This is a genomic window from Curtobacterium sp. MCPF17_031, assembly GCF_003234035.1.
Taxonomy (GTDB): Bacteria; Actinomycetota; Actinomycetes; order Actinomycetales; family Microbacteriaceae; genus Curtobacterium.
Map to the genome: position 1 here is coordinate 24,191 of NZ_QKSG01000011.1, position 15,103 is coordinate 39,293.

Below are 15,103 nucleotides of genomic sequence, written 5' to 3' on the forward strand. Positions count from 1 at the left end.
GCGCTCAGACCTCCGACGTGGCGCTCGGCTGCGTGGTCAGGCCCGCGTCGAGCCCGTCCGCCGCCGCACGGGGCGTCCAACCGGTGTCGGGCGTCTCGCCGATGCGCTCGAGGGCGTCGATCACCAGGTCCCAGAACCGGCCGTGGTCGAGCTCCATCGCGGCGCTGGTGTGGCAGTCCTCCGGCGCCGGGGAACGGAAGTCGGCGACGGTCATGCCGAGGGTCAGCGTGCCCTGGGTCTCGACGCGGATCGGGACCTTCACGGCGCGCACGATCGTCGGGTCGATGACGTACGCGACGGCGCACGGGTCGTGCACCGGCGGGGCGTCGAAGCCCTGGACGTCCTGGTACGCCTTGCCGAAGAAGTCGAGGAGCTCCCCCACGAACGCGGCGGGTCCGGTGCCGACGGCGGCGATGCGGGCGGCGACCTCGGGGGTGGCGAGCGCCTGGTGGGTGAGGTCGAGTCCGACCATGACGACCTCCCAGCCGGCGTCGAAGACGATCGACGCGGCCTCGGGGTCGATGACGATGTTGAACTCGGCGACCGGGCTCCAGTTGCCGACGTGGACACCGCCGCCCATCAGCACGACCTGCTTGACGCGCTCGACGATGCGGGGCTCCTTGCGGACGGCGAGCGCGATGTTCGTCAGGCCGGCGGTCGGAACGATCGTGACGGTCCCCGGCTCGTGCGCCATCACGGTGTCGATGATCAGGTCGACCGCGTGCCGCTCGTCGAGCTCGAACGATGGCTCCGGCAGGACGGGTCCGTCGAGGCCGCTCTCGCCGTGGATCTCCGGGGCGACCTCGACCTGGCGGAGCAGCGGTCGCGCGGCGCCGGCGGCGAAGGGCACGCCGGTGATCCCCGCGATCCGGGCCACGGCGAGCGCGTTCCGGGTGACCTTCGGCAGGGTCTGGTTCCCGACGACGGTGGTCACGGCGAGCAGTTCGACGTCCGGGTTGCCATGGGCGAGCAGCATCGCGACGGCGTCGTCGTGGCCGGGGTCGCAGTCGAGGATGATCTTCGCGGGGGTGCGGGGGGCGTCGGTCACGAGGCTGCTCCACTTCGTCGGGGAGCCGTCGGCCCAGGGGTCGGGCCGGCCGGCAGGAGGTCGGGGCCTGACGCGCCATGCACGCCGCGTCAAGCGTTTGACATCTCAGCGCATCAAGCGCTTGACGTCAAGTCGTGCGGATCTCGCGTTCCCACCGTCGCTAGCATCGACGCGTGCCCTCGTCCCCGCGCAGACGCCCCGCTCCGTCCGGCCGGGTGACCGCCGCGATGGTGGCCGAACGTGCCGGCACGAGCATCGCCACGGTCTCCCTCGTCGTCAACGGCAAGGACCGCGGGCGGGTCTCGACACCGATCGCCGACCGGGTCCGGGACGCCGTCGAGCAGCTCGGCTACGTCGTGGACCACGCGGCGAGCTCCCTGGCGCGCGGCAGCGGCGACCTCGTGGTGCTCATCGCACCCGACCTGTCGAACCCGTTCTTCGCCGAGGTCATCCGCGGCGTCCGGGACACCGTCGGTGACCGCTTCCAGCTCGTGCTGTCCGTCACCGAGCGCGGCGCGCAGCCGGTGGACGCCGACGTCCGCCGCTTCGAGCGGCTCCGCCCCGCGGGGATCCTGGTCGACGCCCCGGCCGAGAGCGCATCGATGTCCGCGAGCGTCCCCGTCGTCCTGCTCGACGCGCCGGGCGGCCCCGGTGCGGTCAACTACGACCTGACCGCCGGGGTGGAGGCGCTGGTCGCCCACCTCGCCGCGGCCGGACACCGCCGGGTCGCCTACCTCGACGGGACCTCACACGCGACGACGTTCGCGGTCCGCCGCACGCTGTTCGAGCAGGCGACCGCCACCGCCGGCATCACGACGTCGCCCGTGGCAGCACAGGCGGACCTGACGATCGACGCCGCCGCGACCGTCGTCGGGCAGGTCGTCGACGCGTGGCTCGCTGACGGGGTCACGGCCGTCGTCGCAGCCGCCGACACGCTGGCGTACGGGGTCCTCCGGGTCGCCGCCGAGCGCGGCATCGCCGTCCCGGCGACCCTGGCGGTCGCCGGGTTCGACGACCTGCCCTCGTCCTCGGTCACCGCGCCCAGCCTGACGAGCGTCGCCCTCCCCGGTGCGGAACTCGGGCGAGCGGCGGCGCTCCGGCTCCTCGCTGCACTCGACGGCGTCGACGCCCCGGACCCGGCGCTGCCCACCCGCCTGGTCCCCCGCGCGAGCACCGGGGCCTGAGATCGAGCAGACGTCGGACGGGAGGCTCCCCACCAGCTGGTGGGGAGCCTCCCGTCCGACCGTCGGTCGCGTCTACTCGTCGTGCCGGGTCGTCGAGACCGATCCGGTCTGCGAGCCGACCCGCTCGGGCGACTCGGGCTCGGACCCGGCCGGCACGTCACCCCGCACCGCACCGTCGCGACGCGCTCGCTCGAGCGCGTCCGCCTCGTCGCCGCCGACCGCCTCGCCGCGGGCGACCATCCCGGCCGCGTCCGCCAGCCGTATCTGCGGGATGAAGAGCGCGAGCACGAGCGCGGCGGCGATGAACGGCAGCAGGTACCAGAACACCGGCGACAGCGAGTCGGCGTAGGCGTTGACGATGCCGTCCTGCACGGCCTGCACGGCCTGCACGGCCTGCACGGCCTGCGGCAGCTTCAGATCGCCTTCGCGAAGCAGTACGACCAGGGCATCGTCTCGGCGTACGGCTCGTACACGTCGATGCGGTCCCACCCGGTCTTCTCGTACAGCGCCACGGCCTCGGGCTGCTTGTCGCCGGTCTGCAGGACCAGACGCGTGGCCCCCTGCTCGCGGCCCACGCGGGCGCACTCGTCGAGGAGCGCGGTCGCGGCACCCTTGCCCCGGGCGGCCGCCAGGACGATGAGGCGCTTCAACTCGATCTCGTCTCCGAGTCGGCGGACGGCGATGTGCCCGAGGACGGTCCCGTCGTCGTCGACGGCGAGCAGGGACGTCACGACGGTGGACGGGTCGACCGACAGCACGCGGTTGCGCTCCGCGGTGACCTCGGGAGCCTCACCGGGGTTGGAGTCGCCGTACCGCTCGTGCATCTCCTCGTCCATGGTCGCGCGGAGTGCGACTCCGCGCGGGTCTTCCCAGGGCACGCGTTCGATGGTGATCACGATCGTCCATCCTGACACGCGACGGGCGGACGCGTGTGCACGGGTCGCGTCAGGAGAGCGAGCCGATCGGGCTGCCGTCGAGGTCCTCGAGCAGGGCCGCAGCGTCGTCGTACACGGCCGCGGCGCCGGCACCGCGCAGCTCGTCCCCGCCGATGCCGCCGGTCATCACGCCGATGCAGGTCACCCCGACGCGACCAGACGCCTCGACGTCCCACATCGCGTCGCCGATCATGACGGCACGCTCGGGGTCCACGCCCACCTTCTGCAGGGCGACCTCGATGATCCCGGGGTCTGGCTTCGCCTGCTCGACGTCCTCGCCGCTCGTCACCGCGGTGATCCAGCGGTCGGCGTCCAGGAGTTCCAGCAGCCGGTCGAGTTCGTTCTGCGGGGCGCTCGTCGCGAGCACCACGGCGTGCCCGCGGCCGGCGACCGCCTCGAGCAGGTCACGCGCACCGGGCAGCAGCCGCAGCTGCGGCATGTGCTCGGAGTAGTAGGCGGTGTGGAACTGCTTCGCGGTGTCACGGACCTCGTCCGAGGCGTCCGGCAGCAGCGACTCCAGGAGCTTCGACGAGTCCATCCCGATCGCCCGGTGGATCCGCCAGGCGTCCACGGACTCGCCCGCCGCGCGGAAGGCCCGCCACCAAGCGTCGATGTGGGCGTAGTTGGAGTCGGCCAGGGTGCCGTCGATGTCGAAGAGGACGGCGGTGGTGGAGGTGTCGGACATGCCTCCACCCTGCTCCGTCGGCGGCGACCGTCGCCTCAGGTGGGCCCCCGGGCGCGGTGGACGCGCCGGACGACGGACGGGAGGCCCGGGACCGTCTGGTCCCGGGCCTCCCGTCCGTCAGGTGGTGACGTGTCAGGCGCTGCGGACGTCGTCCGCCGACGACTGCGCGTTGTCCTTCACGTCGGACGCGGCGCCCTGCGCCTCGTCCTTGACCGTCTGGGCGGCGTCCTGCGCGGTGCCCTTGAGGTCCTGCGCGTGCTCCTTGGCGGCGTCGACGAGCGGGCCGCTGGCGTCCTTGGCCTGCTCCTTCGCCTTGTCCAGGAGCGGTGCGGCCTTGTCCTTGAGGTCGCCCGCGAGTTCCTCTTCCTTGGTGGAGGAGGGCAGGAGCGACGACGCGAGCCAGCCGACACCGAAGGCGATGAGGCCCACGGCGAGCGGGTTGCCCTTCGCCTTCTCGACACCGCGCGAGGCGGCGTCCTTGGCGGAACCGGTCGCGTTCGACGTGGAGCCGGAGACGCTGGAGCGAGCCGAGCCGGCCGCGCCCATGACGGAGTCGCGTGCGCTGCCCGCCGCGCCCATCACGGAGTCGCGGGCGTCCTGGAACCGGCCCTTGACCTTCTCGGTCTGGCGGTGGGCGATCGACGACGGGTTGACCTTGTCGGCCAGGGCGTCGACGTCCGAACCGAGTTCGCCGCGGGTGCGCTCGATGTCGGCGCGGATCTCGTCTGGGGTACTCATCAGTTCCTCCCGTTGTTGGGCTTGAGTGTCTCGGGGACTTCCTTGACGGTCGCGACCGTCTGCGGCGCACCGTTGATCTGCTTGATCTCCTTGCGCCCGCGGGAGGCGAGGATCGCTGCGGCGATGGCGTAGATGACGGCGATGACCACGGCGGACCAGGCGTTGCCGATGAGGTAGCCGAGGCCCCACCATGCGGCGATCGACAGGAACAGCAGAGCGAACAGCCCGGTGACCCCGGCGCCGCCGAACATGCCGGCGCCCTTGCCCGCCTTCTTCGCGGAGTCGGTCAGCTCTGCCTTGGCGAGCGCGACCTCCTGCCGGAAGAGGGTCGAGAGGTCACGGGACACCTCGGAGAGGAGTTCGCCGAGGGGCGTCGATGCAGCACGCTCCTCGGCGCTCGGCTGCCCGGGCACCGTCCGACCGGTCGCGCCGGGGAACGGATCGGTCATACGAGCGGCCCCGTCCCGGCGGTGCCGGTACCCGTGGTGCTCGTGCCGGTGACGCCCGTCGAGCCGAGGTCGGAGGTCCCGGTCGTCCCGGTGGTGCCGGACGCCTCGGCTTCCTTCTCGTGCTTGATCTCGGTCGTCAGCGCCTTGGCGAGACGGCCGGCGAGGATGCCCGCACCGGCGGCGATCGCGATGAAGGTGCCCGGACGGCGCGCTGCGAACGACTTCACGTCGTCGACGAGCGAACCCGGGTCACGGCCTTCGAGGTACCCGGCGAAGGAACCGGCACGGTTCGACAGGTCGCGGACGACCTTCGAGGCCAGGCCCTGCTCGTCGTCGTTCTCGGCCATCTTGCCGAGCTGCTCACCGATCGTGCGGAGTCCGCCGGCGGCGCGCTGCTGCTGGTCGGCAGCCTGGTCCTTGAGGGTGCTGGACGCCTGCCCGTAGAGCTGGCGTGCGTGGTCCGACACCTCGGAGGCGACGTTCGCGGCCTGCTCCTTGGCGGTGCCCGCGACGTTCGCGGCCTTCTCCTTGGCGTCGCCGGCGACGTCGGAGGCGGCACCCTTCGCGGCGTCGGCCTTGCCACCGCTCGAGCTGTCGTCGGAGCCGGTGCTGCTGACGCCGCTGCCGGTACCGGTCGCGGTCAGGCTGCCGGCGGGGACGGTGCCCGCGGGCAGCTGCTCGTCGGCGGGGATGGCGTCCAGCGGTTCGAGGTCGTCGAATCCGGTGGGGCGCGCGACGGGGGTACCGCTCGCGTAGGACGGGACCGTGACGCCGGGGTGGATCTCGTGACCCTCGGCGGCAGCCGTGGCGTCGTGGATGGGCGTCCCGGAGTCGTTCCCGGGTGGGTTCGTGGTCATGGTCGGCCTTCCGGTCTTCTCGTCGCGGCGGGCGGTGCACCCGCTGCGTTGGACACGAACCTGCGCGGAAGAGTCTGAGACGGGTTCCAGGAACGCCGATCTGCGCGGATTCCCGCTCGACCCTCCCCAGAACGCCAGTCGAGGAGCGACATGCCCCTCCTTCACAGCGACCGTCCGGTTGGCTCGAGCCATGCCATCCGTCTCGGTCGTGGTCCCCGTGCGCGACGACGCCGAGCACCTTCGACGGTGCCTGACGGCTCTGGCGGTGCAGACCCGGCTCCCGGACGAGGTCGTCGTCGTCGACAACGGCAGCTCCGACGACAGCGCGGCCGTGGCCCGTGCCGCCGGCGCCGTCCTCTGCGTCGAACCGGTCCGCGGCATCGCCCGTGCGTCGTCGCTCGGCTACGACACGGCCCGAGGGGACGTGATCGTCCGGCTCGATGCGGACTCCGTGCCGCCGCCGCACTGGATCGCGAGCGCGCTCGACCTGCTCGAGGACCCCGCCGTGGTCGCGGTCACCGGTCCGGGCCGGCCCGTGGACGCCGGGCCCCTCGTCCGGCTCGCCTGGCCGGTCCTCTACATGCAGCCGTACTTCGTCCTCATGCACGGCGCACTCGCTCGACCACCGTTGTTCGGGTCCGCGACAGCGATCCGCAGGTCCGCATGGCTCGCCGTCCGCGACCGGGTGCACCGGGACGACCCGGAGGTCCACGACGACGTCGACCTCAGCATGCAGCTGGACCCGTCGTGGCGGGTGCTGGCCGATCCCGTGCTCGCGGTGGGGGTGTCCGCGCGACCGTTCTCGAGCCTCCCGTCCGCACTGTTGCGTGCACGACGCGCGTTCCACACCTTCCGGGTGACCGGTCGGCGCGCCTCACCCTCACGCCGGTGGGCGCGACGGCTCCGGGTGGCCTGGCGGGCTCGTGACCACGTACGGGCGTGGTGGCGGGCGCGCTGACCGTCGACGCCACACCCGACGGCTGACGCGGCTCGTCGTGTCCGTCCCACCTCAGGGCAGGACGACCACCTTGCCGGCGATGGCCCCGTCGGCGGCCTCGGCGTGCAGGGCCGGCAGCGCGGTGAGCGGGATGCGCCGCGTGACCTCCACGTGCAGCGAGCCCTCGTCGACCAGGGACACCAGGCGTGTCAGACGGTCGCGGTTCGGCAGCACGAAGACGACCGCGGAGCGCACGCCACGTGATGCGTCGTCCGGGGCGGGCATCCAGGCGGTGGTGCTGACGACCGCGCCGCCGTCACCGACCAGGGCGACCAGTCGGGTGAACTCCGCCGGGTCGAGCGGGGCCAGGTTGAGGAGCACGTCGACCGGTTCGGTGACGGCGTCCAGCAGGTCCGTCGTGGTGTGGTCGACGACCTCGTCCGCTCCCGCAGCCCAGACGGCGTCGGCGCTGCGGGGACTGGCGGTCGCGACGACGTGTGCGCCGAGCTGCTTCGCCAGCTGGACCGCGTACTTGCCGACCACACCGCCCGCGCCGACGACCAGCAGGCGCTGCCCAGCCTGCAGCCGTCCGTCGTCGACGAGCGCCTGCCAGGCCGTCAGGGCGACGGAGGGCAGTGCGGCGGCGTCGGCGAGCGGGATGCTCGTCGGGGCGGGGACGAGGACGTCGGCAGGAGCGACGACGTACTCGGCCGCGCCGCCGTCCCGCTCCATGGGCAGGAACCCGATGACCGTGTCACCGACGCTGAGCCCCTCGACTCCGGCCCCCACGGCGTCGACCGTGCCGGAGACGTCGTAGCCGGGGACGTGCGGCAGCACGATCGGGATGGGGAGGGCCCCGGCGCGCATCCCGGCGTCGGCGGCACTGAACGCCGAGGCGGCGACCCGGACCCGGACCTCGCCCTCGGCCGGGACGGGCTGTGCGACGTCGACGTACCGGAGCACCTCGGGGCCGCCGATCTCCTGGAACTGGACTGCCTTCATGGTCGTTTCCTCTCCTTGTTGCTTCAAGTTCGAAGCACTTATCAGGAAGGTACCACTGCTTCGAAGTTGAAGCAACGGGTAGGATCAATGCATGACCGAGACACCGCTCCCGCTCACCGGAGCGCAACTGACCGCCTACCTCTCGTTCACCGAGGTCAGCGCCCTGCTCCGACCCGCGGTCGAGAAGCAGCTCAAGGACGTCGGAGCGCTCAGCTACGTGCAGTTCCAGTTGCTCGCCCGACTCGGCGACGATCCGAGCGGCAGCCGGAGCATGACCGACCTGGCGGACGGCGTCGTCTACAGCCGGAGTGGGCTGACCTACCAGGCGCAGCTGCTCGACCAGCGCGGACTCGTCTCCCGGGCGCCGTCGCCCGAAGACGAGCGCCGCGTCGTCGTCACGATCACCGACGCCGGCCGCGAGGTCCTGGCCGCCGTGTTCCCGGGACACATCGCGCTCGTGCGGGAACTCCTCTTCGCCTCACTGTCGGAAGCGGACGTCGAGTCGCTCGCACGGATCCTGAACCAGGTCGGGACGCGTCTCCGCGAGGCCCCGCCCCGCTCCGCCGCTCCGCGCCGTCGACGGGCCGACTGACGCGACGGTCGGCGACGTGGCGCGAGGAACCTCGCGGCCCGCATCGAACACGGTCCAGCCGGACGGCGTAGCGTCACTCGAGTCGCCCAGCCGGAAGGCACGCGAGGGACCCTGACCTCGTGGAGCGACGACTCGCGCCTGCCACTCCCGGAGGCACGCGCAGGCCGTGGACGCCCGCCCCTGACCCGAACTGCGGCGGGCGTCCGCGAGTCCACTCGGCCAGGTGCCGGCCGGGAGGCTCGTCAGTGGCCGCCACCGTGCCTCTGCCGGTATTCCACATTGCTGTTCTTCATTGCAATGCGTCGGGAAGTCTTCTACGGTCGAGTTGTTGCGGCGCAACCACTCACCCAGGAGGAACCATGGATTCCGGCCCGACCACGATCACCTGCATCGCGACCACCGTTGCGCTGACGCTGAGCAGCCTGCTCTGGACGCCGGCGGTGGCGTCTGCCACCACTCGGCCGGCGGAGCTGGACACGGCCGCCGCAGCGCGAGCGTCGAACCCTGGTGTCGTCGCTGAAGCCATCCGGGAAGCAGACGCTGCCGGTGCGCTGACGAGTGATGTGACCAGCGCCGACGGCACTCGCCTCGTGACGATCTCCGCGGGGCACCTGGACCTCGATCTGACCGTGCCCGGTCGGGACCACCGACTCGGAGCAGGAAAGGACAAGAACGGCGTCTTCGTCGACTTCAACTCGTTCGATCAGCAGGTGATCATCGGCGGAGGCGGAGTCGTCGCCGCCGAAGGGCTGTGTGCGCTCGGTCCGGCGGTGTGTGTCATCGCCAACGTCGTCGTCCTGCTTGCCTTCACCGCCATCAGCAACAACGGTGGCGTCAAGTGCGGGAAGAAAGTCCTGCGAGTCCACGCTTCAGGCAAGCCAGCCCCGCTCTGCGCGTGACCGGGCTGAACCGCGCAGTCACCGCGACGGTGAGGGTCGTCTCGAGCATCGGGTTCGCAGCGTTCCTGGCGATGTGCACGCTCCTCGCAGGCGCTGCACTGTCAGTGGACCTCCGGGAGGACGGACATCCCGTGCTGAGCGCGGTCGCGAGTGGCACCGGGATGGCCCTCGGCGGCGGCAACCTCGGTTGGGCGGTCCGGCGTCGGCAGCGGCGAGCACAGCGGACGCACTCCGGCGAATGAGGAGGCCTCGCGGCCTGTCGGGACGGCCGCCGCTCAGCCCGCCGCCGGGTCGGCCAGCAGTGACGTGAACGCGAGCTCGGCCGCACCGCGGAAGAGCACACTGCCGACGAGCTCCGCCGGGACGATCCGCAGGTCCTCGCCCATCGCGGTCATCGTCTGCGCGCGCACGGCGTCCTCGAGTCGGGGCCCGACGTGCCGCAACAGCGTGCCGAGGAACCCGCCGAGCACGACGACGTCCGGGTTCACCGTGTGCACCACGTTGCGGATGGCGACGGCGAGCGCCGTGACCTGCCGGTCGACGACGGCCGCCAACTCCGGCCGGGGACCGTCGGCGAGGACGTCGCCGAGCCGGTCGGCCTGGTCGATCCCGAGTCCGGCGGCATCGAGCAGCGCTGCCTGCGAGGCCTCCGTCTCCAGGCACCCGACGGCCCCGCAGTGGCAGCGGATCCCGTTCGCCGCGACGAAGGTGTGGCCGAGCTCCCCCGCGTACCCGGCGGCACCGGCGAGTGGGCGGCCACCGGTGATGATCCCGCCACCGATGCCACTCGCACCGCCGTTGACGTACACGACGTCGGTGGCCCCGCGCCCGGCACCGTAGAGGAACTCCGCGGTGACGCCGAGGTTCGCGTCGTTCGCGGCCAGTACCGGCAGCCCGGTGCGCTCGGCGAGCGGAGCGGCGAACGCCTCGTCACGCCAGGCGAGGTGCGGGGCGTACCGGACGACACCGTCACCGACCCGGACGATCCCGGGGACCGACACCGCGACGCCGACGACCCGTCGGCCCGCGGTCCGTTGCCGCTCGGCCGCAGCCGCGACCAGGTCGGTGGCGATGGCCAGCGCTTCGTCCGGTGTCGAGACCGAGGAGGTCCGGACGGTCCGCCGCTCGTGTTCGGTGCCGTCGAGGCCGATGACGGCCAGGGTCACGGCGTCGATCTCGGGGACGATCCCGAGGGCGACGACCTCGGCCGACGCGGAGACGGTCGCACTCGGACGTCCGACGCCGGTGGCGGGCGGCGCGTCCCCCTCGACGACCAGGCCGAGGTCGACGAGTTCGCCGACGAGGGCGGCGACCGTGGAGCGGTTCAGCCCGGTCTCCCGGGTGAGTGCGGAGCGGGGCATCGGTCCGCGCTCGTGCACGAGTCGCAGGACCCGGGCGAGGTTGCGGCGCCGGACGACGTCCGTGGTGCGCGCGGGACGGGAGGCTGTGCTCGCCTCCGACATGTCCGCTCCGATCGTCCGTCCCGCCAGCGTAGTGCGGCAGCGCGATGCTGCACTCGTGCTGGGCGACGGTCCTCGTGGTGGCGGCCACGAGGACCGTCGCGCAGCGCGATCGGTGGCGGCCCCTCAGACGGTGACCGTGCCGTCGTCGGCGAACGCGACCGCGTAGGTCACGGTCCGGCCCTCGGGGGACGTCACCACCACGTCACGGTTGCCGGCACCACCGGCGCCCGGGAACGCCCGGAGCTCGAGGGCCTCGTGGTAGTCGTGGTCCGGCCGGTCGGTGCGGGTGGACAGCGGCAGGACCGCACCCTCGCGGACCCAGAGCGGCAGGGTGTCGAAGCCGTGCCGCTCGCGCCGCCAGACCCCGCCGGTGACGACCTCGCCCGTGAACCAGTTCGTCCACGAGCCCGCCGGCAGCCAGTACTCGACGTCGCCGGACGCGCTGAACACCGGCGCGACGAGCAGGTCCGGTCCGAGCAGGTACTGCCGGTCACAGTACGCGGCGGTCGGGTCGTCCGGGAACGCCAGCGGCATCGGACGCATCACCGGGATGCCCCGTGCGGACGCCTCGAGCCCGGCCGCGTACAGGTACGGCATCAGCCGGAGCTTCAACTCGGTGAAGGCCCGCGTGACGTCGACCGCTTCCTCGTCGAACGCCCATGGCACCCGGTAGGAGCTGCTGCCGTGGAACCGGCTGTGCGACGAGAGCAGCCCGAACTGCACCCAGCGCTTGAACACGGCCGGGTCGGGGGTGCCTTCGAAACCGCCGATGTCGTGCGACCAGAAGCCGAAGCCGGACAGCGCCAGGGACAGGCCGCCGCGCAGGGTCTCCGCCATCGACGGGAACGACGAGGTGTTGTCCCCGCCCCAGTGCACCGGCATCTGCTGGCCGCCGGCGGTGGCGGAGCGGGCGAACACGACCGCGTCGCCCTGGCCCTTGGTCTCCTGCAGCACCTCGAACACGGCCTGGTTGTACAGCTGGGTGTACCAGTTGTGCATCCGCTCGGGGTCGCTGCCGTCGGCGTAGACCACGTCGAGGGGGATGCGCTCGCCGAAGTCGGTCTTGAAGCAGTCGACGCCCTGCTCGACGAGTGCCCGGAGTTTCGACTGGTACCAGGCGGTGGCGTCCGGGTTCGTGAAGTCGACGAGCCCCATGCCGGCCTGCCAGAGGTCCCACTGCCAGACGGTGCCGTCGGGGTTCATGACGAGGTAGCCGCCTTCGACCGCCTCGTCGAACAGCGCCGACGCCTGCCCGATGTACGGGTTGATCCACACGCAGACCCGCAGGTCCTTGTCGTGCAGTCGTCCGAGCATGCCGGTGGGGTCCGGGAACACCCGGGGGTCCCACTCGAAGTCACACCAGGTGAACTCGCGCATCCAGAAGCAGTCGAAGTGGAACACCGAGACCGGCAGCTGGCGGGCGGTCATCTCGTCGACGAACGAGGTCACGGTCGCTTCGTCGTAGTCGGTCGTGAACGAGGTCGACAACCACAGGCCGTAGGACCACGCCGGCACGTGCGCCGGACGACCGGTGAGCTGGGTGTACCGCTCCAGGACGGCTGACGGGCTGCCGCCGCCGATGACGTGGAACACCAGGGACTCCCCCGGCACCGAGAACTGCACGCGCTCGACGGTCTCGGAACCGACCTCGAAGGAGACGTGCCCGGGGTGGTCGACGAGGACGCCGTACCCGCGGTTGGTCAGGTAGAACGGCACGTTCTTGTACGACTGCTCGCTCGAGGTGCCACCGTCGGCGTTCCAGATGTCGACGGTCTGCCCGTTCTTGACGAGCGGCCCGAAGCGTTCGCCGAGCCCGTAGACGAGCTCCCCCACGCCCAGGTCGAGCTGCGCGTGCACGAACCGGTCAGACGCCGGTGCGTCCGCGCCTTGGACCCGGGCGTTGCCGACCACCCCACGGGAGACTTCGGCGCCGGGGTCGAGGGTGACGTACCCGAGCGACTTGTGCCCGGAGTTGGTGAGCACCCGCTCGGTGCCGTCCGCGTCGGTCGCCACGAACCGCAGGTCCCAGGGCGCTCCGCGGGTGACGACGGCCGACAGGTCTCCGGAGGTGAGGGTCCCGACACCGTCCTCGACCGTGGCGGAGCCGTGCCCCGCCTCCTGGCCGACCAGGTCGAAGGAGAGCTCCGGACGCGGTGCCCGGAAGTGCTCGACGCGGACGGTGACCACGCCCTCCATGGGGCTGGACAGTGAGACGGTGAGGGTCGGACGGTTGAGGGTGTCGCCCCGCGACGCGATGACCTTCGTCGGCGCGGTGACGACCAGGCGGTCACCCTCCGGCGTCTGTCGTGCGTCGATGTCGTACGCCTCGGCGGCGTACACGGGGTGGACTCCGGGCCTGAGCTGCCAGAACCCGTCGGTGAACTTCATTACTTGACCGCTCCTGCCGTGATGCCGCGCGCGAGGGTGCGCTGGAAGATGAGGAAGAACACGAGCGTCGGGATGAGGCCGAGCAGGGCCGACGCGCTCGTGGTGGTGACGTCCATCAGCCGGTCGCCCTGCAGCAGGGAGATCGCGACCGGAACCGTCTGGTTGTCGTTGCTGACCAGGAAGGTCAGGGGGATGAGGAACTCGTTCCACGTCCAGATGAAGAAGAAGATGAGCAGGACGGACAGGGTCGGGCGGCTGATCGGGACGATGACCCGCCAGAGCACACGCCAACGACCGGCGCCGTCGAGCGCGGCGGCCTCGAGGATCTCCTTCGGGAAGGTCCCGTAGACGCTCGAGAGCAGGTACGTGCCGAACGCGGACTGGATCACCGTGAAGACGATGATCACGCTCCACACGTTGTCGTACAGTCCGATGCCCTTGAACATCATGTAGAGCGGGTAGAGCAGCACCTCCTGCGGCAGCATGTTCGCGAGCATGAACAGCACCACGATCCAGGTGCGGTAGCGGACCCGGCCGATGCCGATCGCGAACGCGTTGAGGATCGAGATGAGCACCGCGAGCAGCGCCACCATGCCGCTGATGAAGACGCTGTTCCAGAGTTTCAGCGGGAAGTCGACCCGGTTCCAGAACGTCGTGATGCCGTCGAAGGACAACTGCGTCGGCCAGGCGAGCGGACCGCCGGCCGCGTAGTCCGCCGGCGTCTTGAACGAGTTGAGCAGGATGAGCAGGAACGGCGCGGCGATGAGCACCGCGATGACGATCCCGCCGGCGAGGACGACCCAGTCGGAGGGCCGCTTGACCCCGCCTTCGCCCGGTCGCTTGCGCGGCTTCGCAGTCGGGCGGGAGGCCCGGCCCGCGTCCGCCGTGACGGTCGCCCTGGTGCTGGGTGCGGACACGGTCATCGTGCCTCCTCCTTGCGTTCGGCCCGGTTCTGGGCGGCGATGAACCCGATGGCCACGATCACGATGACGACCGTCAGGGCGGTGGCGATGGTGGCGCCGTACCCGACCTGCTGCGCCTGGAAGAACTGGCTGTACGAGTAGTAGCTCGGCACGATCGTGGCGTTGCCGGGGCCGCCGCCCGTCAGGGCGTAGACGGGCCCGAACACCTTGAGCGCCGCGATCGTGCAGGTGAGCACGACGACGAAGATCTCGGGCCGGATGATGTGCACGGTGATCGAGCGGAACCGCTGGAACCAGTTCGCACCGTCGAGTTCGGCGGCTTCGTAGAGCTCCGGGTCGACGCGCTGCAGGGCCGCCATGAAGACGACGACCGGGTAGCCGATCTGCACCCACACGAGCACGACCGCGACCGAGAGCAGCGCGGTGTCCGGGCTGCCGAGCCAGTTGTGCTGCAGACCGTCGAGTCCGACCGCGCCGAGCACCGCGTTGAGCGCACCGTTCTCCGGGCGCAGGATCCACCCGATGACGATCGCCGCGATGACGGCCGGCAGGATCTGCGGCAGGTAGTAGGTGGCGCGGAGGAAGCTGGCGAGCTTGCCGCCGAACTTCTTGCCGATCACGTCGAACAGCGCGGCGGCGAGGACGAGCCCCAGGCTGGTGGGGACGATCACCATCGCCAGGATCATCACGATGCTGTTCCGGAACGAGATCCAGAACTGCCCGTCGGCCATCAGCCGGCGCCAGTTGTCGAGCCCGGTGAACTGCGGCGGCAGGATCCCGCGGTAGTTCGTGAACGACAGGTACACGTTCCACCCGAGCGGCACGAGGATGATCGCCGCCAGCAGCACGAAGCCGGGGAGCAGGTAGAACCAGTAGCTGCCGCGGCCGGAGGCGGGCATGATCACGCCGTCGTCGCGGCGGCGGGGGCGGGGCACGCGGCCGCGGAGCGGCGCGAGAGGAGGACTGGACGCCATCGTCGGGCTTCCCTTCCGGGGAGTGGGGT

General features: G+C 71.4%; 16 protein-coding genes and 1 pseudogene. 5 read left to right on the forward strand and 12 right to left on the reverse strand.

From position 1 onward, the window contains the following. Positions 1–4 precede the first annotated feature (4 nt). Positions 5–976 carry a nucleoside hydrolase gene (locus tag DEJ31_RS14505; RefSeq protein ID WP_375537628.1) on the reverse strand — a complete coding sequence of 324 codons (972 nt, stop codon included), beginning with the start codon at positions 974–976 and terminating at the stop codon, positions 5–7. 245 nt (positions 977–1,221) lie between these two features. Here DEJ31_RS14505 and DEJ31_RS14510 point away from each other — a divergent pair, with 245 nt between their 5' ends. Beyond that, positions 1,222–2,232 (forward strand): LacI family DNA-binding transcriptional regulator, encoded by a 1,011-nt coding sequence (locus DEJ31_RS14510; RefSeq protein ID WP_258366323.1) that lies wholly within the window; start codon positions 1,222–1,224, stop codon positions 2,230–2,232. 72 nt (positions 2,233–2,304) lie between these two features. Here the strand turns inward: DEJ31_RS14510 and DEJ31_RS17645 are convergent. The 6 genes and pseudogenes from DEJ31_RS17645 to DEJ31_RS14540 form a co-directional block, all read right to left on the reverse strand. Further along, positions 2,305–2,607: pseudogene (locus DEJ31_RS17645) on the reverse strand (MFS transporter); the annotation flags it as partial. Positions 2,608–2,645: 38 nt separating this feature from the next. Then, complete coding sequence (locus tag DEJ31_RS14520) at positions 2,646–3,128, reverse strand: GNAT family N-acetyltransferase (RefSeq protein ID WP_258366324.1); 483 nt, start codon at positions 3,126–3,128, stop codon at positions 2,646–2,648. 49 nt (positions 3,129–3,177) lie between these two features. Continuing rightward, complete coding sequence (locus DEJ31_RS14525) at positions 3,178–3,852, reverse strand: HAD family hydrolase (RefSeq protein WP_111044522.1); 675 nt, start codon at positions 3,850–3,852, stop codon at positions 3,178–3,180. A 132-nt stretch (positions 3,853–3,984) separates the two neighbouring features. After that, a complete protein-coding gene (locus tag DEJ31_RS14530) occupies positions 3,985–4,590 on the reverse strand; it encodes a DUF3618 domain-containing protein (RefSeq protein WP_309146535.1) in 606 nt (201 codons plus the stop codon). Continuing rightward, positions 4,590–5,039 (reverse strand): phage holin family protein, encoded by a 450-nt coding sequence (locus DEJ31_RS14535; protein WP_110904827.1) that lies wholly within the window; start codon positions 5,037–5,039, stop codon positions 4,590–4,592. The genes DEJ31_RS14530 and DEJ31_RS14535 overlap by 1 nt, the downstream gene beginning before the upstream one ends. Next, entirely contained in the window at positions 5,036–5,896 is an 861-nt protein-coding gene (locus tag DEJ31_RS14540) for a hypothetical protein (protein ID WP_110904826.1), read from the reverse strand. Before DEJ31_RS14540 ends, DEJ31_RS14535 begins: the two co-directional genes overlap by 4 nt. 190 nt (positions 5,897–6,086) lie before the next feature. Here DEJ31_RS14540 and DEJ31_RS14545 point away from each other — a divergent pair, with 190 nt between their 5' ends. Continuing rightward, the gene (locus tag DEJ31_RS14545) at positions 6,087–6,854 is read left to right on the forward strand and encodes a glycosyltransferase family 2 protein (protein WP_111044520.1); all 768 of its coding nucleotides are present in this window, start codon (positions 6,087–6,089) and stop codon (positions 6,852–6,854) included. Between the two features lie 51 nt (positions 6,855–6,905). Here DEJ31_RS14545 and DEJ31_RS14550 read toward each other — a convergent pair whose 3' ends face one another. Continuing rightward, complete coding sequence (locus DEJ31_RS14550) at positions 6,906–7,835, reverse strand: NADP-dependent oxidoreductase (RefSeq protein WP_111122205.1); 930 nt, start codon at positions 7,833–7,835, stop codon at positions 6,906–6,908. Positions 7,836–7,926: 91 nt separating this feature from the next. On the opposite strand from DEJ31_RS14550, the gene DEJ31_RS14555 reads away from it, so the two are divergent. From DEJ31_RS14555 to DEJ31_RS14565, 3 genes are all read left to right on the forward strand, one after another. Then, complete coding sequence (locus DEJ31_RS14555; RefSeq protein ID WP_111122206.1) at positions 7,927–8,427, forward strand: MarR family winged helix-turn-helix transcriptional regulator; 501 nt, start codon at positions 7,927–7,929, stop codon at positions 8,425–8,427. A gap of 245 nt (positions 8,428–8,672) precedes the next feature. Continuing rightward, positions 8,673–9,326 (forward strand): hypothetical protein, encoded by a 654-nt coding sequence (locus DEJ31_RS14560; protein ID WP_146243164.1) that lies wholly within the window; start codon positions 8,673–8,675, stop codon positions 9,324–9,326. Beyond that, positions 9,323–9,568: a hypothetical protein gene (locus DEJ31_RS14565; protein ID WP_110904821.1), complete on the forward strand. Its 246-nt coding sequence runs from the start codon at positions 9,323–9,325 to the stop codon at positions 9,566–9,568. Before DEJ31_RS14560 ends, DEJ31_RS14565 begins: the two co-directional genes overlap by 4 nt. Positions 9,569–9,601: 33 nt before the next feature. Here DEJ31_RS14565 and DEJ31_RS14570 read toward each other — a convergent pair whose 3' ends face one another. The 4 genes from DEJ31_RS14570 to DEJ31_RS14585 all read right to left on the reverse strand — a co-directional run bounded on the left by DEJ31_RS14570 (position 9,602) and on the right by DEJ31_RS14585 (position 14,999). Beyond that, positions 9,602–10,789, reverse strand: coding sequence for an ROK family transcriptional regulator (locus DEJ31_RS14570; RefSeq protein WP_110904820.1), 1,188 nt, complete (start codon positions 10,787–10,789; stop codon positions 9,602–9,604). A 123-nt stretch (positions 10,790–10,912) separates the two neighbouring features. After that, positions 10,913–13,177: an alpha-xylosidase gene (yicI, locus tag DEJ31_RS14575; protein ID WP_111122208.1), complete on the reverse strand. Its 2,265-nt coding sequence runs from the start codon at positions 13,175–13,177 to the stop codon at positions 10,913–10,915. Continuing rightward, positions 13,177–14,100 carry a carbohydrate ABC transporter permease gene (locus DEJ31_RS14580; protein ID WP_110904818.1) on the reverse strand — a complete coding sequence of 308 codons (924 nt, stop codon included), beginning with the start codon at positions 14,098–14,100 and terminating at the stop codon, positions 13,177–13,179. Before DEJ31_RS14580 ends, yicI begins: the two co-directional genes overlap by 1 nt. Further along, the gene (locus tag DEJ31_RS14585) at positions 14,097–14,999 is read right to left on the reverse strand and encodes a carbohydrate ABC transporter permease (RefSeq protein WP_110891462.1); all 903 of its coding nucleotides are present in this window, start codon (positions 14,997–14,999) and stop codon (positions 14,097–14,099) included. Before DEJ31_RS14585 ends, DEJ31_RS14580 begins: the two co-directional genes overlap by 4 nt. Positions 15,000–15,103: the final 104 nt, after the last annotated feature.

Bases quoted from the DNA above. Each gene is read 5' to 3' on its own strand.
- DEJ31_RS14570 (WP_110904820.1), bottom strand. From the start codon at position 10,789: ATGTCGGAGGCGAGCACAGCCTCCCGTCCCGCGCGCACCACGGACGTC.
- DEJ31_RS14530 (WP_309146535.1), bottom strand. From the start codon at position 4,590: ATGAGTACCCCAGACGAGATCCGCGCCGACATCGAGCGCACCCGCGGC.
- DEJ31_RS14540 (WP_110904826.1), bottom strand. From the start codon at position 5,896: ATGACCACGAACCCACCCGGGAACGACTCCGGGACGCCCATCCACGAC.
- DEJ31_RS14585 (WP_110891462.1), bottom strand. From the start codon at position 14,999: ATGCCCGCCTCCGGCCGCGGCAGCTACTGGTTCTACCTGCTCCCCGGC.
- DEJ31_RS14525 (WP_111044522.1), bottom strand. From the start codon at position 3,852: ATGTCCGACACCTCCACCACCGCCGTCCTCTTCGACATCGACGGCACC.
- DEJ31_RS14535 (WP_110904827.1), bottom strand. From the start codon at position 5,039: ATGACCGATCCGTTCCCCGGCGCGACCGGTCGGACGGTGCCCGGGCAG.
- DEJ31_RS14580 (WP_110904818.1), bottom strand. From the start codon at position 14,100: ATGACCGTGTCCGCACCCAGCACCAGGGCGACCGTCACGGCGGACGCG.
- DEJ31_RS14505 (WP_375537628.1), bottom strand. From the start codon at position 976: ATGCTGCTCGCCCATGGCAACCCGGACGTCGAACTGCTCGCCGTGACC.
- DEJ31_RS14545 (WP_111044520.1), top strand. From the start codon at position 6,087: ATGCCATCCGTCTCGGTCGTGGTCCCCGTGCGCGACGACGCCGAGCAC.
- DEJ31_RS14550 (WP_111122205.1), bottom strand. From the start codon at position 7,835: ATGAAGGCAGTCCAGTTCCAGGAGATCGGCGGCCCCGAGGTGCTCCGG.
- yicI (WP_111122208.1), bottom strand. From the start codon at position 13,177: ATGAAGTTCACCGACGGGTTCTGGCAGCTCAGGCCCGGAGTCCACCCC.
- DEJ31_RS14555 (WP_111122206.1), top strand. From the start codon at position 7,927: ATGACCGAGACACCGCTCCCGCTCACCGGAGCGCAACTGACCGCCTAC.